26 protein-coding genes are annotated in these 20,762 nt (G+C 42.9%); 24 read left to right on the plus strand and 2 right to left on the minus strand.

Translation table 11 applies throughout. The features are described 5' to 3' along the window. Nucleotides 1-4: 4 nt before the first annotated feature. The gene (gene sepH, locus HMPREF1631_RS00260; protein ID WP_034230994.1) at nt 5-1,072 is read right to left on the minus strand and encodes a septation protein SepH; all 1,068 of its coding nucleotides are present in this window, start codon (nt 1,070-1,072) and stop codon (nt 5-7) included. Nucleotides 1,073-1,294: 222 nt separating this feature from the next. On the opposite strand from sepH, the gene HMPREF1631_RS00265 reads away from it, so the two are divergent. From HMPREF1631_RS00265 to HMPREF1631_RS00365, 23 genes are all read left to right on the plus strand, one after another. After that, nucleotides 1,295-1,594, plus strand: coding sequence for a DUF4193 domain-containing protein (locus HMPREF1631_RS00265; RefSeq protein ID WP_034230997.1), 300 nt, complete (start codon nt 1,295-1,297; stop codon nt 1,592-1,594). 48 nt (nt 1,595-1,642) lie between these two features. After that, nucleotides 1,643-2,257 (plus strand): DUF3710 domain-containing protein, encoded by a 615-nt coding sequence (locus HMPREF1631_RS00270; RefSeq protein WP_052046882.1) that lies wholly within the window; start codon nt 1,643-1,645, stop codon nt 2,255-2,257. Nucleotides 2,258-2,316: 59 nt separating this feature from the next. Next, nucleotides 2,317-3,024 carry a DUF3159 domain-containing protein gene (locus HMPREF1631_RS00275; protein WP_052046883.1) on the plus strand — a complete coding sequence of 236 codons (708 nt, stop codon included), beginning with the start codon at nt 2,317-2,319 and terminating at the stop codon, nt 3,022-3,024. A gap of 56 nt (nt 3,025-3,080) precedes the next feature. After that, nucleotides 3,081-4,340 carry a class I SAM-dependent RNA methyltransferase gene (locus HMPREF1631_RS00280; RefSeq protein ID WP_034231000.1) on the plus strand — a complete coding sequence of 420 codons (1,260 nt, stop codon included), beginning with the start codon at nt 3,081-3,083 and terminating at the stop codon, nt 4,338-4,340. Nucleotides 4,341-4,826: 486 nt separating this feature from the next. Then, the gene (locus HMPREF1631_RS00285; protein WP_009994761.1) at nt 4,827-5,006 is read left to right on the plus strand and encodes a hypothetical protein; all 180 of its coding nucleotides are present in this window, start codon (nt 4,827-4,829) and stop codon (nt 5,004-5,006) included. Between the two features lie 152 nt (nt 5,007-5,158). Continuing rightward, nucleotides 5,159-5,545, plus strand: a complete 387-nt coding sequence (locus tag HMPREF1631_RS00290; protein ID WP_034231002.1) for a hypothetical protein — start codon at nt 5,159-5,161, stop codon at nt 5,543-5,545. A gap of 623 nt (nt 5,546-6,168) precedes the next feature. Then, nucleotides 6,169-6,336 carry a hypothetical protein gene (locus HMPREF1631_RS00295; RefSeq protein ID WP_034231080.1) on the plus strand — a complete coding sequence of 56 codons (168 nt, stop codon included), beginning with the start codon at nt 6,169-6,171 and terminating at the stop codon, nt 6,334-6,336. Nucleotides 6,337-6,435: 99 nt separating this feature from the next. Further along, nucleotides 6,436-7,251, plus strand: a complete 816-nt coding sequence (locus HMPREF1631_RS06890) for a nucleotidyltransferase domain-containing protein (protein ID WP_084707233.1) — start codon at nt 6,436-6,438, stop codon at nt 7,249-7,251. A gap of 11 nt (nt 7,252-7,262) precedes the next feature. Further along, nucleotides 7,263-7,817 (plus strand): SLATT domain-containing protein, encoded by a 555-nt coding sequence (locus HMPREF1631_RS00300; RefSeq protein WP_034231005.1) that lies wholly within the window; start codon nt 7,263-7,265, stop codon nt 7,815-7,817. Nucleotides 7,818-7,860: 43 nt separating this feature from the next. Then, on the plus strand, nt 7,861-9,282 hold the full coding sequence (locus HMPREF1631_RS00305) for an RNA-binding domain-containing protein (RefSeq protein ID WP_198017332.1): 1,422 nt from the start codon (nt 7,861-7,863) through the stop codon (nt 9,280-9,282). 60 nt (nt 9,283-9,342) lie between these two features. Then, entirely contained in the window at nt 9,343-9,570 is a 228-nt protein-coding gene (locus HMPREF1631_RS00310) for a winged helix-turn-helix transcriptional regulator (protein WP_034231010.1), read from the plus strand. A 292-nt stretch (nt 9,571-9,862) separates the two neighbouring features. Continuing rightward, entirely contained in the window at nt 9,863-10,996 is a 1,134-nt protein-coding gene (locus HMPREF1631_RS00315) for a zinc ribbon domain-containing protein (RefSeq protein WP_052046884.1), read from the plus strand. Nucleotides 10,997-11,825: 829 nt separating this feature from the next. Beyond that, nucleotides 11,826-13,265, plus strand: coding sequence for a ribosomal protection-like ABC-F family protein (gene abc-f, locus HMPREF1631_RS00320; protein WP_034231011.1), 1,440 nt, complete (start codon nt 11,826-11,828; stop codon nt 13,263-13,265). A 13-nt stretch (nt 13,266-13,278) separates the two neighbouring features. Beyond that, nucleotides 13,279-13,743: a recombinase family protein gene (locus HMPREF1631_RS07135; protein ID WP_198017333.1), complete on the plus strand. Its 465-nt coding sequence runs from the start codon at nt 13,279-13,281 to the stop codon at nt 13,741-13,743. Beyond that, entirely contained in the window at nt 13,710-14,096 is a 387-nt protein-coding gene (locus HMPREF1631_RS00330) for a recombinase family protein (RefSeq protein WP_034231084.1), read from the plus strand. The genes HMPREF1631_RS07135 and HMPREF1631_RS00330 overlap by 34 nt, the downstream gene beginning before the upstream one ends. Nucleotides 14,097-14,216: 120 nt before the next feature. Continuing rightward, entirely contained in the window at nt 14,217-14,537 is a 321-nt protein-coding gene (locus HMPREF1631_RS00335; RefSeq protein WP_034231013.1) for a helix-turn-helix domain-containing protein, read from the plus strand. A gap of 22 nt (nt 14,538-14,559) precedes the next feature. Next, the gene (locus HMPREF1631_RS00340; RefSeq protein WP_198017334.1) at nt 14,560-15,114 is read left to right on the plus strand and encodes an ImmA/IrrE family metallo-endopeptidase; all 555 of its coding nucleotides are present in this window, start codon (nt 14,560-14,562) and stop codon (nt 15,112-15,114) included. Nucleotides 15,115-15,348: 234 nt separating this feature from the next. Continuing rightward, the gene (locus tag HMPREF1631_RS06895; RefSeq protein WP_084707237.1) at nt 15,349-15,834 is read left to right on the plus strand and encodes an EndoU domain-containing protein; all 486 of its coding nucleotides are present in this window, start codon (nt 15,349-15,351) and stop codon (nt 15,832-15,834) included. Next, nucleotides 15,834-16,127: a hypothetical protein gene (locus HMPREF1631_RS00345; protein ID WP_198017335.1), complete on the plus strand. Its 294-nt coding sequence runs from the start codon at nt 15,834-15,836 to the stop codon at nt 16,125-16,127. Before HMPREF1631_RS06895 ends, HMPREF1631_RS00345 begins: the two co-directional genes overlap by 1 nt. Nucleotides 16,128-16,209: 82 nt before the next feature. After that, nucleotides 16,210-16,542, plus strand: coding sequence for a hypothetical protein (locus HMPREF1631_RS00350; RefSeq protein ID WP_034231017.1), 333 nt, complete (start codon nt 16,210-16,212; stop codon nt 16,540-16,542). Further along, nucleotides 16,535-17,206 carry a DUF4417 domain-containing protein gene (locus HMPREF1631_RS00355; RefSeq protein WP_034231019.1) on the plus strand — a complete coding sequence of 224 codons (672 nt, stop codon included), beginning with the start codon at nt 16,535-16,537 and terminating at the stop codon, nt 17,204-17,206. The genes HMPREF1631_RS00350 and HMPREF1631_RS00355 overlap by 8 nt, the downstream gene beginning before the upstream one ends. A gap of 617 nt (nt 17,207-17,823) precedes the next feature. Then, entirely contained in the window at nt 17,824-18,456 is a 633-nt protein-coding gene (locus HMPREF1631_RS00360) for a helix-turn-helix domain-containing protein (protein WP_034231022.1), read from the plus strand. A gap of 60 nt (nt 18,457-18,516) precedes the next feature. Next, nucleotides 18,517-18,957, plus strand: coding sequence for a hypothetical protein (locus tag HMPREF1631_RS00365; RefSeq protein ID WP_034231025.1), 441 nt, complete (start codon nt 18,517-18,519; stop codon nt 18,955-18,957). A 94-nt stretch (nt 18,958-19,051) separates the two neighbouring features. Here HMPREF1631_RS00365 and HMPREF1631_RS00370 read toward each other — a convergent pair whose 3' ends face one another. Further along, a complete protein-coding gene (locus tag HMPREF1631_RS00370) occupies nt 19,052-19,351 on the minus strand; it encodes a hypothetical protein (RefSeq protein WP_034231027.1) in 300 nt (99 codons plus the stop codon). Nucleotides 19,352-20,071: 720 nt separating this feature from the next. Here HMPREF1631_RS00370 and HMPREF1631_RS00375 point away from each other — a divergent pair. Further along, the gene (locus HMPREF1631_RS00375; protein ID WP_034231029.1) at nt 20,072-20,587 is read left to right on the plus strand and encodes a helix-turn-helix domain-containing protein; all 516 of its coding nucleotides are present in this window, start codon (nt 20,072-20,074) and stop codon (nt 20,585-20,587) included. Nucleotides 20,588-20,762: the final 175 nt, after the last annotated feature.

Genomic DNA, 20,762 nt, shown 5'->3' on the forward strand with positions numbered 1-20,762 from the left:
TTATTCAGTGCTCATCGGATTTTGGGGAGCCGAAAACTATTTCGTCCCATGAAGGCATCGCGGGGCGGTCGCGTTTCGTTTTCGGTTTCTGCGCTTGGGGCTGTTTCTCCGCCTGTCCGTTGTCTTCCGTCAGCCCGGGAAGGGGTTTTTGCGGATTTTCCCCGCTGCTGTCCGCGACTTGGGTATCTGCAGTATGGCGTGTGGGAAAACTTAAAATCCGGGCGTCTGTGGCCCGTTCCGGTTCGGAAGATGCCGGGTGTGCGCCGTCGAGAAAATCGTCTTTTGGCATTGGGCGCGACACTCCGCGCTGAGTGTCGAGAGAGGCGAGCACGGCGTCAATGTCCACGTTTTTGGCGGAAACCGGAGAGTCGGCGGAAACATCCGGGTGCTCCTGCGTCTCCGGTGTGTCCGTATGCTGTTGCGCCTCGGTGTGCGCGGCGGTTATCGGTGTTGCCTGCGCCGGCGTGCCCGGCTGCGGTGCGTGCAGCGGATGCCACGCGGAAGAAGGTGCGGCAAGCGGTGTTTCGGTCAGGGCGATTGCCTCCTCGTTTAAGGCCCGAAGGGTTTTTGCCCGCTGACTGACGGACCACTGCGCACAGCACCGTTTTCCTTCTGCCGTGTAACGGGCGATAAGCGTCCAGGGTGCGTCCGCTTTCCGTACCGCATCCCAGGTGAGCGTATCGGCATCGGCTTTGCGTCCGATCAGACGCGAAACAACGAGCTCTTCGACAGTCATTCCCTCATTGTCCGCCGTCTGCATATATTTTCGCGCGCTTTGCGCAACGTACTGCCGTTCGGCGAAAATCGGCATGGCAAGCCTCGTGAGCTGTGAGGGAGGAAGAGCGCACAGCTCGGCTACCTCGTTAATGGTTTTTCCCTGCCGGAAGTAAGACTGTATTTCACGCGGCGAAGCCGGTTTAAGCTCCTGCAAAGGTTCGCTGAAATCAATATCCTTACGCAATGCCGCCCGTATTTCGTCACAGACAGACACCTCGTAGCGGTTGCCGTCGGCGTCATTGAAAGTAAGCTTGTTTCCTGAAGCATCAAGCCCGAGAAATTCCAGTGTAATCATTTCACCCTCCTCCCCAATCTTGCCATATTATTTCTTTTTTGGGGGTGTTATTCCGCTTTGCCGTGTTGAACCGCGGATAGGGGAAAGTGCGGCAAAAATAAACAGACGGGGGATGAATGTAAAGCCGAGGGAAGAAACTTTGAAATTATGTTGCATTATTTTACCGGCTCTGATACAAAGACTTCGGGAGAACATTTATTTTTACCCTGAAATGGAAGGCATATGGCAACTGATTACGATGCGCCCCGCAAACAGGATGAAGATCTGAAGCAGGATTCGCTGGACGAGCTGAAGGCGCATACCGGCGCAGGCAGATCTGATTCCGTGGATGTAGACGAAGCCGAAGCGGCAGACGGATTCGAGCTGCCCGGCGCCGACCTGTCCGATGTGGAACTGTCGGTGGCGGTTATTCCGGCGCAGGACGACGAATTTACCTGCGGGTCGTGTTTTCTTGTCCATCACCGTTCCCAGCTTGCATACGAAGAAGACGGTATGCCGATCTGTACGGAGTGCGCTTCCTGAAACGGACCGAAATAAATTTGAAGCGCGGTTACAACATTAGGAATTCTTGTGGGGCTATTTTCAGGACGCAGAAAAAAAACGAAGAATACGCACACCGATTTCGCGCAAAACGAGGAAGCGTGTGTTGCAAAAAAAGCGGTAGGACCCTTTGATTCAAAAGAGGTTCAGGGGCCGGGCAACCGTATTGACGCCGGTGCGCTGTGGCTTCCGCCTGCCGAAGGAACATCGATACAGTTTATTACCGACGAATCACAGACGCAGGTGATCGGCGTGGTTTATATTCTGGGGGATTCGGCCCTGCAGATGCAGGTATTTGCCGCGCCGAAGAGCGCAAATATCTGGGACGAAGTGCGCCTGGATATGAGAACCTCAATCGCCGGTCAGGGAGGATCGTCCAAGGAAATGAACGGCCCTTTCGGGAAAGAACTGATGGCCAATATGCCGGTGGCAAATTCCAAGAATTTTGCTCCCCACAGATTCCTCGGAATCGACGGCCCGCGTTGGATGCTGCGTGCCTCGCTTTACGGGCGTGCCGGATCGGATCCGCGGGCAGCTGCCGGGCTGCTGGAAATTTTGGCACAGACCGTGGTATACCGCGGGGAAGAACCGCGTACACCGCGTGAGCTGCTTCCTCTGCGCCTGCCGCATATCGCCAAAAAATAGAGATTTTACCCGGCCGGGTCGAGGTGCAGACCGCCGGGGTGGAAAAGGAGAGCGGGTAAATGGAAGAATTTTCCCCGTTTTCCGGGCCGAATGCCCGGAAAAAACAATCCGGGCCGGGTACCGCGCTGCTGAACGCACAGGAGTTTGATCCGATTGCCGCCGTCGGCGGTGTGCGCGCAATAGCGGAAGCGGTGATTCCGACACTCGTGTTTCTGGTGCTCTTCATTATCCTGAAAGACCACATACTGCCCGCCTGTATCTCATTGGCGGTCTGCCTGCTTTTTGCCGTTCTTCGGTTAATTAAGAAAATCACGGTTCTGCCGGCCGTCGGCGGAATCCTTGCTATGGCGCTGTCGGTGTTTATCGTGCGGAAAACGGGAAATTCGTCGGATTTTTTTGTGATCGGCCTGGCAACAAATGCCATCTATGCCGGGGGGATTTTGCTTTCGATTCTTCTGCGCCGCCCTTTGCCCGGAATTGTGCTCGGATATTTTCGCGGTGAAAAAATGCAGTGGGTGAAAGGCGAAAATATGGCGCGGACACGCCTGTGCTATTACTCGATTGCATGGATCTGGTTTGCCGTGTTCGGTTCGCGTCTAATCGTTCAAATGCCGCTGTATCTGGCAGACAGTACCGAAATTCTCGGTTTGGCGAAACTGTTTATGGGATTGCCGGTTACCATGTTGGCTCTGTATTTTTCCTGGATGCTGCTGCGCCGGTTACCCGGGAAAGCCCGTGCGCACGACGCAGGGCAAATCAGTGGGTAAACGTGCCTGTCCGCTGTCTGTAATGTATTTGTCTGCCCGCCTACGTTAAGGAAAAAATGGAACACTCACCGGCTGTCGGAGATATCCTTACTCTCGAAATGGGAGAAATGACGCATGGGGGTGAGTGCATTGCGCATTTCGCCGGCGCGGCGATATTCGTCCGCGGAGCCATTCCCGGTGAAGTTCTGAAAGCCGAGATAACCGAGAAGCGGGCACGGTATTATCGTGCTTTGGCATTGGAAGTGCTCTCCGCTTCCGAAAACCGGGTGGAACATCCCTGGCCGGTGGGGAGCGCGTCCCAAACCGGAGTGGCGGATTTTGGGCATATCAGCCTGTTTCATCAGCGGGAACTGAAAAAACAGATCATTTTGGGGCAGATACGGCGCGTGGGCGGAGAAAAAGCAGCGGAAATTTTTTCCGCCCGGGATTTTAAGGTGCAGGGCGCAGATTCGGGCGACGGTTGGCATATGCGCAGCCGGACGGATCTGGTGAAGCTGAAGCACGGTTTCGGAATGCATTCCAAACGGCGCAAAGAACTGATTCGCCTGACCGATATGCGTCTTGCGGATGCCCGTTTGAAGAATCTGGAACTGTTTGGCTCAAAATGGGACGGTTTTATCCCGGAAGGAAGTGTGGTCCGTGCGCTGGCTTCCGCGCAGGGAGATCTTGGAATTGCCGCAGACGGAAAATTTTGGACTGCGCCGGGTGTGAAAGGCCCCGATTTTGTACGTGAATACGTGGAAATCGGGTATTGTGCCGGCGGGAAGAAAACATTTTGCTACCGGCTGTCTCCGCGCGGATTTTGGCAGGTGCACAGGTATGCGCCGCGCACTTTGGTGCGGGAGGCAATGCGGGCCCTGAAACCGCAGCCGGGGATGCGTGCCGTTGATTTGTATTGCGGGGCAGGCCTGTTTACACTGCCTTTGGCCGATGCAGTGGGAGAGCGGGGGCGCGTGTCCGGATACGAATTAAACTCTGCGGCAGTGGAAAGTGCGCGGTTCAATCTGCATGAATTCCCGTGGGCGCGCGCATCCGCGACGGAAATCGATGCGCAAAACGTGGGGGAACTGGTACGCGGAGCCGATGTGATTCTGGCAGATCCCGCAAGATCGGGACTGAAAATACCTACGGTGCGGAAACTTGCAGAATCCGGGGCGCAGAGAATTCTGCTGATATCCTGCGACGTGGCATCGATGGCACGCGATGTGGGTGCCTTTATCGATGCGGGAATGAATGTGGAAAGTTTCCGGGCTTTCGACATTTTTCCGCATACGCATCACGTCGAGAGTGTCGTATTGATGTCAAAGTCTGATTAGGTGGGTGCATTTTTGCTCTTGTGTAGCAGGGGTTTGCGAGGTCTATCGTTAAAAGGTTTAGCGTGTGGCGGATTTAGGCTGGGTTCTCGCGGTCTTTGAGAGTGATTTTGCTGTATGAGGGAACATGTCTACGCTTTAGGGTCGAGTGCACAGGATATTAACGTACTTCGCTTGCGTTGAAAGCACACTGTGTTTTCAACTTTGAGCAAGCTCAGCGAATCGAAGTGCATTCGCGAATTATGTTATTCCTCACGGCTATTAGCAGCCGTTCGGCTGATTTGGCATGTAAAGTCCACTGGACTTTACATTTGAGCCAAATCACGCTTTGAAGGAGCTTGAAATGCGTTATGCAATTTCAAGCTCTGTCAAAGCGCTCATGCAAGTCGATTCGCCACTTTGCACCCAGGTTGTGATGTGGTTAAATATAGCTCAAAAGGTAAAATGAGACCTGATTATTAGTATGTGCACGAGGAGGTTTTTAAGGGAATGGATAAGCTCGTTCGTTTTTGCCGTGAAGTAGCGACATTCGGCTTGACGGTTGCCTTAATCGCGATGCTGGTTGCCTTAATATGGGATGGCACACTTGCTATTAGAATTGGTTTTACCTCTTTTGTTATTGGTGTCACAGTTATCTCGCTTAAGACTGTCCTTCGAAAGACTGATTGAATTTTGTTTGGTTCAAGTCAATAGTTGAATATCTCACGTTGGGTGACTATTACTGATCTCTGTCAGTGATAGTCACTTCTTTTTATGAATCTTAAAGTCAGGCTCAATGTCCGTCCTGTTTAGCCGGTGATTAGTTAGGGTAATCGGATGAAGTGTTGGATACGTTGAAGAATAATATTAGAGAAATTATCGCGTGCAATAACTTAAGCGAGATTGAAACTGTTGATAAAAGAATTGCAGTTAAACAAGCGATACTACTAACCTTGCTTAAAGCTAAAAAAGACTACACGAAAACTGCCAATGAGATTGATGAGCTTAAAGTTAAGAAACAGCAGCTTCTTATAGAAGAAGCAGGTCAAGAAGATGCTAAAAGACGAATCAGAGAAATGGAAGATTTTCTGAAAAGTGAGCGTCACGATATTAGTGAGTATGATGAGAAGCTGGTAAGAAAGTACATCAAGAAAATAAAAGTTTACGAGGATAGGTTCAGCGTAACTTTTAAATCAGAGATTAGTGTGGATATTGAAAGGGCATCGTAAAAGCCAAAAAGAATGTGAGCGTTTGAAATGTTACAAAAGTCAGCCTAGGGGTAATCCTCTCTAGGCTGTTTTTTATGCTCAAAAATTAAGCTATTAAGCCAATCTTAAACTTTTTAACGATAGCTTTTCCTATCGTTAAAAGGTGCACCCGGTATCCATAGTGTGCACTCAAAAAAGTGTAGCTATACTTGGAGTTCTCTCAATCCACGTTGAGAGTGTTGTGTTGATGTCAAGGGCTTAATAGCCGGATGCAAGTTTGCCCTTGTGTAACAAGGCTTAGCGAGGGCTGTCGTTAAAAGGTTTAATGCGAAGTAGCTTTAAGCTGGTTCCTTGCGATTTTTGAGCGTGTTTTGGCTGTATGAGGGAAGATATCAACGCTCTAGGGTTGAGTGCACAGGATGTTAACGTTAAAAGGTGCACCCACTTTGCACCCAGCTGGTGAAGTGGGGAAATAAGGTTTAGGCTAATTATCGAAGTGGTTCAATTACGATAATTATGCAAAACTATAGATCTGTTCTATCCGTCCACAGCTCACACTGAGTCATTACTGTTTGAACAGCATCTTCCATACCTTCAGGAGGATAACGGTGCTCCTTAAGAAACATAAATACCCACCGGAGGGCATGGATGACGCTGTTGTTACTGTAATGATTCAGTGCGAGCTCTGGACGGACAACAATGATATGGAGCATCGGGTAGTTAACTATAGTGAGGTACTGAAAGAGAGTAATAATCAGGAATTGATGATGGTTGCCGAAGACAGAGGAGCTTATGACAATAATAAGTGCTGATACAGCTGATATAACGAAAAGAAGATGTTGTGGTTTCTGGCGGCTTTCGAATAGAGTTTCCTGATAATCAAAAGGCAAAAATGAAATGGAGAAATAATTATGAGTTCAAATGTAATAAGACATGATAACATTATCCCTTTAGTAACGCGTCAAAGCATAGCAAACAGATATCGTACGGTTACGAAAGCTATAAATCAAGAGTTTTGGAATTCAACGAGTGAAACCACACATAGTCTCTATGTTGGTTCTTATGGAAGAAACACAGCAATAAATATAAGTGACATAGATATACTTGTTGAAATTCCGGAAGATGAATATAATCGGTACTCATATTCTAAAGGGAATGGGCAATCTCGACTTTTACAGGCTGTGAAGAATGCGATTGAAACTCCCTATTCAAGAAGCGATATTAGGGCAGATGGTCAGGTTGTTAAAATTGCCTTTTCTGATGGGATGAAATTTGAAGTGTTACCAGCGTTTCCGCAGACAAGTTGGGGTGGTAGTGTTTCATACAAATATCCAGATACGAATATGGGAGGAAACTGGAGAACAACAGATCCTAAGTCTGAGCAAAAAGCAATGAAGGAAAAGAACAGCTCATCTAATGGGTTATTGTGTGCTACTTGTAAGCACATAAGAACGATCAGAGATGATTCTTATTCGAGCTATCATCTGTCAGGAATTTTAATTGATTCCTTTGTATATGTTGCGATGGGAAGATGGTATTTTACGGATGGAGATAGCAATTCCTCAAGCCAACCAAGATCGTATGAACAGGCATTGCTTGATTATTATAATCATATTTCATGCAACGGAATATTTGCGCCAAGTCTATCTGCTCCCGGAAGTGAAATGTCGATTGATACTACAAAGGGATGGGATGTCCTCGGCAAGATTCTAAATAAAATGGTATAGGGCGGAGTAAAATGGAAAGTGATAAAAGCTATAGGGCACGATTAAAAAATCAAATAAAGGATGCTTGTGGAAAAGTTATATACACATATACTGCGCATCACAAATTAGCTGATCGACTTGAGAAAGAAAATAAGTATGTGAAGAATGCACAGATTATATTGACCGCACTTTCTTCTTGCGGATTTTTTGCCAGCATTATAACAAACAAGGTCATATTGACATGGGTAGGTGGAATTTCTGCTGTATTGTCTTTGTGCCTAAATCTATATGCCAAGGAATATAAGATTCAAAATGAAGTAAGCCAGCATCGAAATGCAGCAAATGTGTTGTGGGGTATTCGAGAAGAGTATGTTTCCTTATTAGTTGATTTTGAAGTGCTTGACGATAGTGAGATACAAAAAAAGAGAGATGTTCTTTGTAATAAAGTTTCAGAAGTCAATAATAATTATCCTGCAACTGATGAGAGAAGCTACAGGGCTGCGCAGAAGGCTTTGCAAAAGGAAGAAGAACAGACTTTTAAGGAGAACGAGGTTGATTCCATTTTGCCTAATGGAATTGATAGGTGAATAATCGAAAGGGGTGAGTTATATGATACTCCCTGAAAATTTGATGAACTTGATTCGTCAGGGCGAGGGGCTGACAGTCGAATTCAAAAAATCAACAACAGATATTACGAAGGATGTCTATGATACTGTTTGTTCTTTTTCCAATCGGAATGGCGGTCATATTTTCTTTGGCGTGAAGGATAACGGGACGATTCTCGGTGTTGATAAAGACTGCGTTGAGCAGATGAAGAAAAATTTTGTTACTACGATCAACAATGAGAGCAAAATGTATCCGCCACTCTACTTGACTACAGAGGAATATGAGATCGATGGGCGTATTGTTCTTTATGCCTATGTCCCGGTTGGAAAAACCGTTTACCGCAATGCGGGCAGAATATTTGATCGCAATAATGAGTCGGACATCGATATTACAGATAATGCGGACATGGTTTTCAACCTTTATGCCCGTAAGCAAAGCACCTATTTTGTGAATAAGGTCTACCCTGCCATCCCGGTTTCAAGCCTTCGTCATGATCTTATGGATCGAGCAAGGAGAATGACGAGAGTGAATACTGAGCACCATCCGTGGATTGACATGACGGATGAGGATATGCTCAGAAGCTGCGGGCTTATACTTGAGGATCCGGAAACGAACAAAGAAGGTATAACACTTGCGGCAATCTTACTCTTTGGTACGGATAACCGTATCATGTCCGTGTTACCTCAGCATAAGACGGACGCTATTTTCAGAGTGTTCAATGTTGATCGTTATGATGACAGGGATGTGGTGATCACAAACCTGATTGAAAGTTATGATCGTCTGATGGAATTTGGAAAGAAGCATCTAAATGACGTTTTTACATTGGATGGCATCCAAAGGGTAAGCACCAGAGACAAAATCCTGCGTGAGATTATCTCCAATTTGTTGATGCACCGTGATTTTTCCAGCGGATATGTACCAAAGCTTGTCATTGAACGGGATAAGATTACAACAGAAAATGCCAATCTTGCACATGGGCACGGAAACCTGAATCTGAAAACATTCAAGCCATTTGCAAAGAATCCGCCGATAGCAAAAGTATTCCGTGAGATCGGTCTTGCTGACGAACTGGGAAGCGGTATGCGCAACAGCTATAAATACACGAAGATGTATTCTGGTGGAGAGCCTGTCTTTACAGAGGCAGATGTTTTTACGACAGTGATTCCCCTTTCCGAGGCGGCAACGGCTACCGTCGGACCGACTACCCAAGGTACTACCCAAGCGGCTACCCAAGGTACTACGCAAGCTGAACTGAGCGAAAGAGATAAGACGTTAGTTAATCTCTTACTGAAGCATCCGGACCATACACAAGCAAAGATTGCTAATGAATTAAACTGGGATGTTAATACTGTGAAATATTATATGAATAAGCTAAAGAAGAATTCCGTAATTCTACGCCACGGGACAAGTCAGAACGGCTATTGGGAAGTTATTTATAAGAATTGAGATATAATAATTCATCTGCATTTTAGGGCACTCCAAAGCGCACTTATAGATCAAGCCAAAGTGCCAAAACGCCAAGATGACGTTTTAAGTGGCGTTTTGAATGATGTTTTGGCGGATAAGATAATAGAAGTCATTCAAAATGACCCTAAGATTACGCAGGTAGAACTTGTGAAGATACTTAATATTCCATATCGTTCTTTACAAAGAAAAATGGATGAGATGAAAGACTCTGGCCGCATAGAACGCATTGGTGGCAAGCGTTATGGTCACTGGAAGATTAATGAGTGATGTAGATGTGTGAAGGATTGACTTTATGTATGGGCAGAAAATAACGGCGAGATGATATTTGATGAATCAAGATCCTTATAAGGAATATATCAAAAAGTCCGATCCTGATAAGTGGGATAAGGGAACAAGATAAGGAGCAAGCCACGATGCAAGATTTAATTCAATTTTGCTCTGTTCCTCGCAGCCGGAAAGAAATGCAAGAATTTATGGGGCTGATCGGTAGAGGAAACTTTTCGCAAAAATTACAAGGCCTCTTATGAAACATCAAATAAAAAGGAAAGGTCGTGAATAAATGAGCAGAATACTATGCCCGGAATGCGGGACAAAAATATCAGATAAAGCTACGAATTGCCCGCATTGTGGATTTCAAAGTGCCGATCCAAAGAGGCCAATCAGTGAGCAGGACAAATACGAGATGGTTCCGATCTTCGAATATGATATTGAAGAGTGGCAGCCGAATCGAGGAGAACTAAGCATTATCTCATATGAAGATAATAGAAGTCTCATTCACTATTTTGGTAAGTGGGAAAATATCAAGGTGAAGCTTCCTGCAATTGCAGAAGTAATAGGAGCTATGGCAGACAAGGATCACATCATGGTTGCTAAGATGGATTCCCATGTGAAGGAGTTAATAGATAAGGGAATCTATCGATTCACCATTGATAAACAGGGAGAAATACTACCAACAATTCGTGACGCAGATGGATTTGTTAAACAGGTGAGACTTGAGGACATGGCCTTGACACCTAATCTCATACAGTCCTTAAACAATTTATCGACGCACGCGATAATGGCTCAGATTCTTGATGAAATAGAATATGTCGGTGATGCAATAAGAGAAATCCATGTAGAGCTTCAGAATGATCGTCTTGCTATGGCAGAAGGAGCGAGGGATAAACTAATGCAGGCAAGGCTGATTCAGGATGCAAAGCTGAGAGAAGCGGCTATGCTGGATGTTATACATAGTGCGACAGATGCAAAGCGAGTATTGATGCGGAACTTTTCTCAGAATATGTATCATATCACCGAACATTCCCAGAAGTCTGATTTTCAAATGATGCTTGAATTCAAAGGAGAAAAAGACGTCAGCAGGAAGGCAATTGACGCATTTCAGGCACTTGTTTACATTACTAACTCTGTGCAGATCGAGTGTGAAGGATACGCAATGTTGGGAGAATACGAACCGTGCAAGGAATGCTTAGAGGAATTCAAATCCTTCATAGTGGAAAATAAACTTAATGAGCGAGATACATTATTGTTGCTCAATGAGAATTCTTCTCAGAAGCGGATCGAAGTAGTTGATCAGTTTACCGATATTGCAGCGAGGATTACAGCCTTTGATCCGAAGGCACAAATTGAGTATTCAGTACATAATCTGTTGACAGTAGAAACAGAACATACCGGAAGTGATTATGATGAGCAATAATAAAGGTCCAGAAATTCGTTACTGCAAGAAGTGCGGATGCGAACTTGTAAGCACGAATAAGTACAAGTTATGTGATAATTGCAGACGCGAAAGGAATGCAAATATTAGAAAGGGCGTATTAGGTGCGGTTGGCAGTATCGCACTATTTATTGTTACCAAGGGGAAAGCATGGTGGCGGAGGAAATAAAGCCTGAGCCGAGTTGAGGCGATGGGATTTCAGATATATTCCCTCAGAGCGAAGTCTTGAGGCGGTTGGTAAATCTGTGCGTTTGCATATTATTAGGCAGGAACATGGTCTTTGACCTGTTTCCGAGAGCGGACAAGGGTAAAATCGGTGTGTTTTCCTCAAAAAATGCGCTTTGACCAATTCCTGCGAACGAACGTGAATTTGGCTACACACTCGACATTAAGATGAAGCAGTCAATCCACGTTGAGACTGTTGTATTGATGTCAAAGGCTGATTAGGTGGGTGCAAGTTTGCCTTTGTATAGCAGGGGTTTGCAGGGTCTATCGTTAAAAGGTTTAGTATACGGCGGCTTTAGGCCGGGTTCTCGCGGTCTTTGAGAGTGATTTAGCTGTTTGAGGGAAGATATCAACGCTATAGGGTCGAGTGCACAGGATGTTAACGTTAAAAGGTGCACCCACTTTGCACCCGGCTTTGTGAAATAAGTAAGACGATAGTTAAGTTGCTTGAGGTACTAAGTTATATATGATCACATGGTATAATAGTGACAATTATTTTCGGAGGTATCAAAAGATGGTAATTAATAAATCCTGTTCTAACTAATGTAGAGAGGTTAAATCCTCTCGGTATTTTCAAGGAGGATTTATGATACGTATTGATGATTTAACAAAAGTTATAGGTGCAAGAACTTTATTTGCGATTGATCATCTATCTATTGGTGCTTGTGACAAGGTTGGTTTAATTGGTGATAACGGCACAGGCAAAACCACCTTTTTACGCATACTTTCAAGTCTTGATACTGACTACGCGGGGCGAGTTCAAGTGAACGACGAGATTAGTTATTTGCTCAACAATTTAGAAGATGAACTCGGTTTTATATATCAGCGTCGTTTTCAGCAGAATTGTAGTAGTCCAGGCGAGCAGCAAAGATTGAAACTGGAGCACCTTTTAGTTGATAATAAAGCATTTTTGCTTATTGACGAGCCTACATCACATTTAGACATTAAGCAAAGAAATCTATTAGCTAAACAGCTCTATTTTCGCAATAAGGGTTTTATTCTTGTCTCCCATGATCGAGATTTTATTAACCAAACCTGTACGAAAATTTTCGAATTGGTCAATGGGAAAATTGAGGTTTATAGCGGTGATTATTCGTTTTACCTATGCGAAAGAGAAAAGAGGTATAAGTGTGCTGAGAGGGAATATGAGAGTTATGTAAAAGAAAAGAAGCGTCTTTTACAGGTTGCAAATGCAATAAAACAGCAGTCAGCAAAAGTAAAAACCACACCCAAAAGGATGGGTAACTCAGAAGCTAGGCTGCATAAAATGGGTGGGCAACAAAATAAGAAGAAGCTCGACAAACAGGTAAAAGCCACTTTAAAAAGAGTAAATCAACTAGAGGTGAAGAGTAAGCCATATCAAAATGCAGCCATCAAGCTCAATATGGACGAGCGAGAAAAAATTCATTCCAAGGTACTCATCAGGGCAGAAAATCTCAATAAGAGCTTTGATGGCAAGGTGATTTTTAAGAATGTCAATTTTGCGATAGACAATATAAATAAAGTTGCCTTATTAGGTGACAACGGTTCAGGGAAAACCACTTTGCTCAACATGATTCTTAACGGTGAAACGTGGACGCATCCGAATTTACGAATTGGTTACTATAGTCAGCTAGGAGAAACACTCGACTATACAAAAACGATTCTAGACAACGTATTACCTTATTCATTCTATGACCAGTCAATGACGAGAATCATCTTGGCTCGTCTAGGTTTCAAAACAAATGATGTGTTCAAGCAAGTGAATGTGCTTAGTGATGGTGAAAAAGCCAAGGTGAAATTGGCGAAGCTTCTAACAGGTAACTTTAATTATTTGGTGATGGATGAGCCAACTAACTTTTTAGATATTCGTGCCATAGAAGCCTTAGAAGAGCTGCTTCAAGGCTACGACAGACCCTTGCTTTTCGTGACGCATGATGTGTCCTTTATCAACAATGTAGCGGATTCTTTGTTACTTATCGAGAATGAAAAGATTACTGGTTTTGAAGGTAATTTGCAGCAATATACTGAGGAAAATGAGGTTTAGACTAATTATCATAATGAGAATATTTGCTGTTATTCGCTGGCATTGCACAAATGAGAAGTTTAGTGCCCAGGAATACATAGATGTCAATTGCAATTATCCTGGTGATTGGGATGGTGCAATAGAACGCATTGAAGAATGCGAGAAAGGTAATCTTGATATTATTCTTACTAAAAGTGTGAGCCGTTTTGGTCGTAATACGAAAGAAGGCTTAGAGGCTATTAGAAAGCTTAAAGCTTGTGGCACGAGAATTATCTTTGAGGCTGATAAGATTGATACGGAAACTGTCGATGATGAACTTTTAATCAGTGTGGTTCAAGCGTGCTGTCAGGCTGAAAATGACTGGCGAAGTGAAAATATACGCTTTGGCTTAAAACACAGAGCAGAAGATGGCACATCAGATCTTTATAGTAAGGCTTGTTATGGTTATAAAAAGATAAACATGGAATGCTTATTATTGATGAAGAGCAAGCGAAGGTAGTGAGAGCTATCTTTGATTGGTATCTGGAAGGTTTAAGCGTTGGTGGAATTATTGAAAGGTTAAAAAGTAAAGGTGTTAAGTCTCCAAAGGGGAAAGACACCTGGAGTAAACAGGCTGTTGAGAGCACTTTGACTAGGCGTAAATATACAGGCGATGTGGCTATAGCTGATTCAGGCGGTTCTGACAGGCAATATTTGTATTCGGATCATCATTCCGGAATTATTTCTAAAGAGAAGTTTGAAGCCGTTGAGCTTGAGATGGCGTCTCGGAGTAATGTGGAAGTTGGAGAAGACGGAAAGATGCACAGAAAGAGTAAGAAATATAGTTCGAAAAATATTAATAAAACTTTGTAAAGCATGTTCTGCTTAGCATAAATCCTTTAATTAAGGCTACGATTTTACAAGTACGATGTTTTGACATTGACAATTGCCAAAATGCAATATATAATTGCAAGTATAAAAGGAGGAATTAGTATGAGCTGGCAAGAAAAGGTTAAGAACTTAATGAACGATAGAGGTATTAACCAAAAACAGTTATCGCAATTAAGCGGCATTACAGAAAGTTCAGTATCGAGGTATCTTCGTTCTGAGCGTAGACCGCGACTTGATATTGTAGTGAACTTTGCTAAAGCATTTGGTGTTGCAACTGAATATCTTCTTGACGATGGAGAAGAGAGTAAAGCAAGTGCTTATGAAACAATATCTACGGCTATTGCCAGAAAAGGCGGCGAGCTGACAGCTGAAGAAAAAAATGAGCTAATTGCACTGCTTCTTGGGAGTAAAGCGGATGTATAGAAGCGGAAGTGAATATGACGAATTGGATAAGTTGATTTATTCAATATATGTTGATTACAATATCAAAGCATTTCCGATTGATGAAAAAGAGCTTTGTCGGAAGATGAAAATAGCTCTTGTTTCCTATTCTGCTTTTTCCGATGAGGCTAAAAATCTGTTGCAAAAGAAATCGAATCATGCATTCTTTGTTAAAGAGTCTAAAGAAAATCCACCAACGATTTATTACAACGATGCGTTTGGGTCAGAAGGTGCAGTCCGTCTTTCCGTTTTTCATGAAATTGGGCATTATATTTGCGAAGATGAAGATGATTCTAAAGATGATTTAGCTGATTATTTTGCAAGGCATTTCATGTGTCCAACTGCTTACCTCATGTTGAAGGGTATAGAATCACCCAATGAGATTGTGGCATTTTGTGGTGTAAGTTTTGAAGCTGCTTGTAATGCAGGCGCAAATATTGCAAATCGTAAGAAAAAACTCGGATTTAAATTATTTAGTCATGAAAAAGAATTTATAAAAAATATTGATCCGATAGCATTTTGGTTTTATGAATTGAAAGAAAAGGGGGAACAGTTATGAATGTGTCGATAAAATAAAACGCTTCTAAATTGTTGGAGCAATTCAAAAGCGTTTTATGTAGGCGTTATAAAACACCCATCTAAGCAATGACTATTTTATCACGCCTACTAAGTAACTACAAGAAAAAAGTAGAAAGAACACCTGTTTTAAGAACAGGTATAAAGGAGTGATATATGGTGAAATTAAATACAAATAAAGCTCTTCACCGTACACATATGGTGAAGGGTGAAGTAAATGGGAACAACTAAAAGTGGACGAGTTTTAAATACGCGCGGAGCCGCCGGTTCGGCAAGTCAGTTTGCTGTCGTTCATTCTAATGAAGGAGCATACACTAAGCCACAGAAGGATAACCATATCCGATTAAAATCCGGCGGGCACGGACAAACCGGGCTTAAGCAACTGGATAAATATGGAATTGAGTATCATATTGTGAAAACATATCCCAATGGCGTAAGAGTTGGATATTTACCCAAGCATTGGAACAAAAAGAAACGTGAGGGTATATATCAATCTTGGTTTCCTGCTAGTTGGACAAGCAAGGACATTAAACATGCGGGTGAACATGTTGCTAATTTAAAAGGGAACAAGCATGTGAAGGATGGGGTTATTGTATTTGGTACTTGGAAAGGCGTGCGTGTGGGAGTTATACGAACACACGGTCAAATCGGTACAATCTTTCCCGATTCAAATCAACCGCGTAAGAAAAGAGGTAAGAAATAATGGATGTACAAAAGTTTAGAGAAGTAATTAGAAGACGCAATGAAACTCATGACGAATACGATTATGGCGTAGAAATGTGTGACAAAGAAGAAATTCAAATATTAGCTGAAGATATACCATCTACTATCGAGTACTTAAAAAATGATTGTACGGCAGAGGAGTTCTTTTGGATTAGTGAAATTATTGATGATCTCGCTACTGAAATACAGAGTAGAGAGATTGTGGAATGCTATAAGAATCTAGGGAAAAATATCCTGACGTGGCTAAGACATTTAACTTTGCCGGCTGTGTGAAGTATGCCGAAGCAGCCCTGGGAGAGGATACTGTTGAAGATTCCGATTCTAAACAACCGCGTAAGAAAAGAGGTAAGAAATAATGGATGTACAAAGATTTAAAGAGGTAATTAAAAAGCGCAATGAAACGCATAATGAATACGATTACGGACTAGAAATGTGTTGGAAGGAGGAAGTTGAAATATTAGCTGAAGATATACCATCAACTATCGAGTACTTAAAAAATGAGTGCACGGCAGATGAGTTTAGTTGGATTAGTGAAATTATAGAGGATTTGGCTGAAAAGACACGAAGCAGAGAACTTGTAGAGTGTTATAAAAGCTTGATGGCAAAATTTCCTGAAGAGTCTAAGAGGTACCATGTGGATTTTTGCATAGAGTGCGCAGAGGATTTCCTTGAGGATACTGATGCCTAAAATAGAAACTCTTGTAGATGAAGGTTTCAGAGTTTCTTTAATTGAAACAGCATTCTTTGATGGAAAATTTGAAATACCGCATATTGATGCTCCTAAGGAGATTGTTGTACTCAGTGGTCTTGTACCGTTTTCACGAAGGCAGCGTAGCTGTGATAAGCAAGACTTTGTTTGCTTTTACGAACACGACGTTAAGTTCAGAGACGTTTTGATGCATACGGAAGAGTACGTTGAAGAACTAAAACAATATCCCGGAGTGATTTCACCTGATTGTTCTCTCTACATTGATGCTCCACTTTGCGTGCAAATCGCAGGCATCTATTTAAATCGAGCAGTTGGTTACTATTTAAGCAAACAGGGGATTTACGTTATACCTAATATTCGTTGGGGTGATGAAAGAACCTATACCAATGAATTATTGGGAGAAAAAGTGGCTTTCCAGGGCGTAGACAAACATAGCATCGTTTCAATTGGAACCTACGGGCAAATTAAATCATCTGAATCTAAACGATATTTTAGGGAAGGCTTGATTGCTATGTTAGATGAGCTTGAGCCGCGCGTTGTTCTTGTGTATGGCGCAATGCCGGATACTATATTTCATGGCTTGGAAACTAGAACTGAGTTTGTGCAATATCCCGATTGGACAAGACGCATGAAGCAAAAATAATTTCGCTTCATTATGCCGGGACAATTTAGCAAAAATAAAATTGCCTAATCAAGGTAAGAAATAACAGGTGTAAGCAAACTATCGATAATGCCTGCAAATAGGCGAAAAACAAAGAATTTAGACCGGTTTTCAAAAATAGCCCAACAATCACGTCGAGACTTGTAGTATTGATGTCAAGAGTGGATTAGCATCTGTTGCTGCGCGCTTGGATCCTTGCGTTTGTCGATTCTGATATGCGCTTGACAACAAACGTATGTTTCTGTTGCCTTATTCAGGATGTTCGTTGTTGGGGATTGGCATGAATGAGAGCAGAGCAATGAGGCGGATATCGGTCTTCGGCGCGTTGTGTTGTATGGCTCGTGCACCTTGGATTTTGTACGTTCTCTGTTAGTTTTGTATAAATTTCTTTTGAAACAGCTATTTTTACATAATTATGTGCGCGTGTGCCAAGAAAATGCCATGTTACGATTCGTAACGCTTGCGTTCTCGTTCGTTCCTTTTCTATTTATATGTTGCTCGTTAGCATGTAATTACGCAGTGCGATTATTAATTGCATTACGAGCAAAACAAATAATCGTTAAGAACGAAAACTCATAGCCAATGAAAGGAGTTATACGATGTTGTTAGGAGAAAAAATCAGAAATGCGCGCGTGGAAGCGGGTTTAACTCAGGAAGAACTTGCTGAAATGATTATGGTTTCGCGTGCTGCGGTAGCGAAGTGGGAAGGTGGTCGCGGTCTGCCGGATGTTGCAAATTTGAAGGTGATTGCGGATGCGCTGGGTGTTACTGTCGACTATTTGTTGGATAAAGACAATGCTATTGATTTGTCAATCATTAAGAAGCCTATTGATTTAGCGAAGTATGGTCTTAATGCAAAATTGGGTGTTCGTAAGAAAATCAAGATAAAGGAACAAATTATTCGCGATGAATATCCGGACGCTGAAATTATTATGCTCACGGTGACGAAGTTTATTCCAAATTCGTCTGAAAAGTTTATGGATAATTTTATCGGGTGGATTACTGCTTTGTTCGGTAGTATTCCTTTGCTTGATACGTTTGCATTCGGTAAAGCGGTAAAGACTATTGGCAGTGAACAGTATTACTTGGTGAATAAAAAAGAAAAGCAATTTTTTGTGCTGATAACGGATGAGCATATTATTAGCAGAATGATGCGCGTAAAGTTCACTGATAAGAAGATGCGTGTTGGGGATAAGGAATTTACGCAAGTTGGTAAGTTGCGTGATAAGTAAGATCTGTTTTATAAGTATTTGATGTAAAGTGGTGTTAACGAAAAGGAGGTTAGCAGTGTTATGAGGAGTAAAACAATTTTTTGTAAAACCATTTTTCAAAGTTGTCTTGTTATGCTTCTGCTGCTAGGCGTTCTCTTTTCTCTTTCCGGGTGCGACGACGATAAGGAGAAGGCAGAGCTTGCGTCGTACCATTGGGAAACAGTAGCTGTGTCTCAAGAAGAGTTTCATATACCGGAAAACTACATGAATCATGATGAGCTGTATCTCTTTGCTGCGCGAGACATTCTTGAGTCTAACTACGACCTATCTAAAGTCACTCTTGGAGATAAGCGTATCAAATTAGTTGACTCATCGTTCAATTTACCCGGTCCGGGATTTAAAGCTTTATTTTTAGTTGGGAAATTTGACTTAAAAGACAAGTCAAGTTCTGATGTTCTTAAAGTACCAGGGATTAAGAAAACAGGTAAAGTTGTTATAGGCTATAAGGAAAAAAGAAACTAATTAATCATGTTTTCCGGCTATCCGGACAGGCAGGGACATTCAATATGCAGGTAAATATGTTTCCAGCTTAAAAGAAAATAATATTTGCATATCCCTATTTTTCATATTCGTATACAACACGTTTTATAAGAGCGTCTTTACCGGGGCCCGGTTCAATCATTGATAAGAAATGACGGGATGAAATTGTGGTCAGCAGATCAAATAGATATCTCACGCTTTCATCAGGCCCAAGAATAGTATCTTCTTTGTCAATATGTTTAAGGATGTAATGCCTGTAGTATTTAGCTGCACGATTAGGTTTCCAACCATTTTCTTTTAGTTCATTGTATAATTTGTCAAGATCTAAAGTAACAGTGACTTTCGTAGGTAAATTAATATTTTCATTTTTATCCATAAATTTGCGCCCCCTATCGCGGATAATATACTTCAATGCTGAAACGAAGGCAACAAAATGAAAAATGGTAGCTCAAAATCTCTAAAGACCTATTATCCGCCACGCAAAAAGACTGTATAAAGCTTCAGGCTAAAGAAATTTTCCGATTTTGGGAATGGTTGACATACCCGATAGAAAGATGCGCTTTTACTTATTATAAGTGTTGTAAAATTTGTTGACTTAGTGGTAGCAAGGAGATATTGCATTTACTGCATTTGGATATGGAATTTATAAAAAGTATAACCTAATCGGTTTTGAAGAAGATTATAAAGCGGGCAGAAAAACAGGACTATATTGATATCGGGATTTTTCCCATCGTTAAAAAGTGCAGAAATATTACCCGTGCTCTCAATCCGCGTGGAGAACGTCTGTTTTGATGTCAGGAGCGGAAGGAAAATGGCCTCAAAAGCCTAATAACGCTAAGGCTTTCGGGTAATTGGGGAAATGGTACCGTGGATGCAAAACGCTCTTCGGTAACTTATCCAAAGGTAAATCGGGTCAAAAATGTGAGAGTTGAGTTGCTCCGATAGATGTCACTATGTTGGGCGGCCGAGTCAGATGTCGGAGAATTGTGGCCGTGAGATAGATGCAGGAAATAAAAATGTTAATCCACGTTGCTTGTAGCAACGGCATGCTGTTCCTACAATGAGAATAACGACCGGAAGAAAGAGGTTATCCTCGATGCTTAATGAGAATATTCAGTCCATAAGAAAATCGAAAGGACTGTCACAGGAGGAGCTTGCAGTTAAGCTGAATGTAGTGAGACAGACTGTGTCCAAATGGGAGCGCGGCTTATCGGTTCCGGATTCCGAAATGCTGATCGGCATTTCGCAGATTCTTGAAACGCCGGTTAGCGTTTTGCTCGGTGAAACGAATACGGAGACTGCGCTGCCCGTTGATGATTTGAAAGTAATTTCTGAAAAACCGGAGGCCGTCAATCTGCAGTTGGCACGAAGCAAAGCTGCTAAACGAAAAGTTTTACACTGGTTGTTTATCGCTTTGTGTGCACTGACTGTGATAACCGCCGCAGTTCTGATTTCGCAAAACAGTCCCTATTTGAGCTGGGATTTCAATGATCCGGAAACTGCAATAGCGGGAACACTCTTTCATGCGTTTGAATGGATCTTTTTCAGATTGGCACCTGTTGTTTTAATGGGAGCTGTTGTTGGGATAGTGTTAACGAGACAAAGGAATTAAGACGGGCCAACGCTCCTCACTGCCGGCAGGTGCGTCGGCGGCGGGGGAGCGTTTTTATGCTTCGATATTGATTGTGATCCCGGAGTTGAATTCCATGGTTTTAATTCCGCGGTAAAGTGGCCGGCGATGATGTTCTGCAGCTCCTCAGGTTTCGCCTGAATACCGTTCGGCAAGA

Origin of the sequence: Arcanobacterium sp. S3PF19, from assembly GCF_000758825.1 — a bacterium.
In the GTDB taxonomy this organism is placed as follows: domain Bacteria; phylum Actinomycetota; class Actinomycetes; order Actinomycetales; family Actinomycetaceae; genus Arcanobacterium_A.

Excerpts from the sequence above, each read along its gene's own strand:
- sepH (WP_034230994.1), bottom strand. The coding sequence starts at position 1,072 with ATGATTACACTGGAATTTCTCGGGCTTGATGCTTCAGGAAACAAGCTT.
- HMPREF1631_RS00265 (WP_034230997.1), top strand. The coding sequence starts at position 1,295 with ATGGCAACTGATTACGATGCGCCCCGCAAACAGGATGAAGATCTGAAG.
- HMPREF1631_RS00275 (WP_052046883.1), top strand. The coding sequence starts at position 2,317 with ATGGAAGAATTTTCCCCGTTTTCCGGGCCGAATGCCCGGAAAAAACAA.
- HMPREF1631_RS00280 (WP_034231000.1), top strand. The coding sequence starts at position 3,081 with ATGGAACACTCACCGGCTGTCGGAGATATCCTTACTCTCGAAATGGGA.
- HMPREF1631_RS00285 (WP_009994761.1), top strand. The coding sequence starts at position 4,827 with ATGGATAAGCTCGTTCGTTTTTGCCGTGAAGTAGCGACATTCGGCTTG.
- HMPREF1631_RS00295 (WP_034231080.1), top strand. The coding sequence starts at position 6,169 with ATGGATGACGCTGTTGTTACTGTAATGATTCAGTGCGAGCTCTGGACG.
- HMPREF1631_RS06890 (WP_084707233.1), top strand. The coding sequence starts at position 6,436 with ATGAGTTCAAATGTAATAAGACATGATAACATTATCCCTTTAGTAACG.
- HMPREF1631_RS00300 (WP_034231005.1), top strand. The coding sequence starts at position 7,263 with ATGGAAAGTGATAAAAGCTATAGGGCACGATTAAAAAATCAAATAAAG.
- HMPREF1631_RS00305 (WP_198017332.1), top strand. The coding sequence starts at position 7,861 with ATGAACTTGATTCGTCAGGGCGAGGGGCTGACAGTCGAATTCAAAAAA.
- HMPREF1631_RS00315 (WP_052046884.1), top strand. The coding sequence starts at position 9,863 with ATGAGCAGAATACTATGCCCGGAATGCGGGACAAAAATATCAGATAAA.
- abc-f (WP_034231011.1), top strand. The coding sequence starts at position 11,826 with ATGATACGTATTGATGATTTAACAAAAGTTATAGGTGCAAGAACTTTA.
- HMPREF1631_RS07135 (WP_198017333.1), top strand. The coding sequence starts at position 13,279 with ATGAGAATATTTGCTGTTATTCGCTGGCATTGCACAAATGAGAAGTTT.
- HMPREF1631_RS00330 (WP_034231084.1), top strand. The coding sequence starts at position 13,710 with ATGCTTATTATTGATGAAGAGCAAGCGAAGGTAGTGAGAGCTATCTTT.
- HMPREF1631_RS00335 (WP_034231013.1), top strand. The coding sequence starts at position 14,217 with ATGAGCTGGCAAGAAAAGGTTAAGAACTTAATGAACGATAGAGGTATT.
- HMPREF1631_RS06895 (WP_084707237.1), top strand. The coding sequence starts at position 15,349 with ATGGGAACAACTAAAAGTGGACGAGTTTTAAATACGCGCGGAGCCGCC.
- HMPREF1631_RS00345 (WP_198017335.1), top strand. The coding sequence starts at position 15,834 with ATGGATGTACAAAAGTTTAGAGAAGTAATTAGAAGACGCAATGAAACT.
- HMPREF1631_RS00350 (WP_034231017.1), top strand. The coding sequence starts at position 16,210 with ATGGATGTACAAAGATTTAAAGAGGTAATTAAAAAGCGCAATGAAACG.
- HMPREF1631_RS00355 (WP_034231019.1), top strand. The coding sequence starts at position 16,535 with ATGCCTAAAATAGAAACTCTTGTAGATGAAGGTTTCAGAGTTTCTTTA.
- HMPREF1631_RS00360 (WP_034231022.1), top strand. The coding sequence starts at position 17,824 with ATGTTGTTAGGAGAAAAAATCAGAAATGCGCGCGTGGAAGCGGGTTTA.
- HMPREF1631_RS00365 (WP_034231025.1), top strand. The coding sequence starts at position 18,517 with ATGAGGAGTAAAACAATTTTTTGTAAAACCATTTTTCAAAGTTGTCTT.
- HMPREF1631_RS00370 (WP_034231027.1), bottom strand. The coding sequence starts at position 19,351 with ATGGATAAAAATGAAAATATTAATTTACCTACGAAAGTCACTGTTACT.
- HMPREF1631_RS00375 (WP_034231029.1), top strand. The coding sequence starts at position 20,072 with ATGCTTAATGAGAATATTCAGTCCATAAGAAAATCGAAAGGACTGTCA.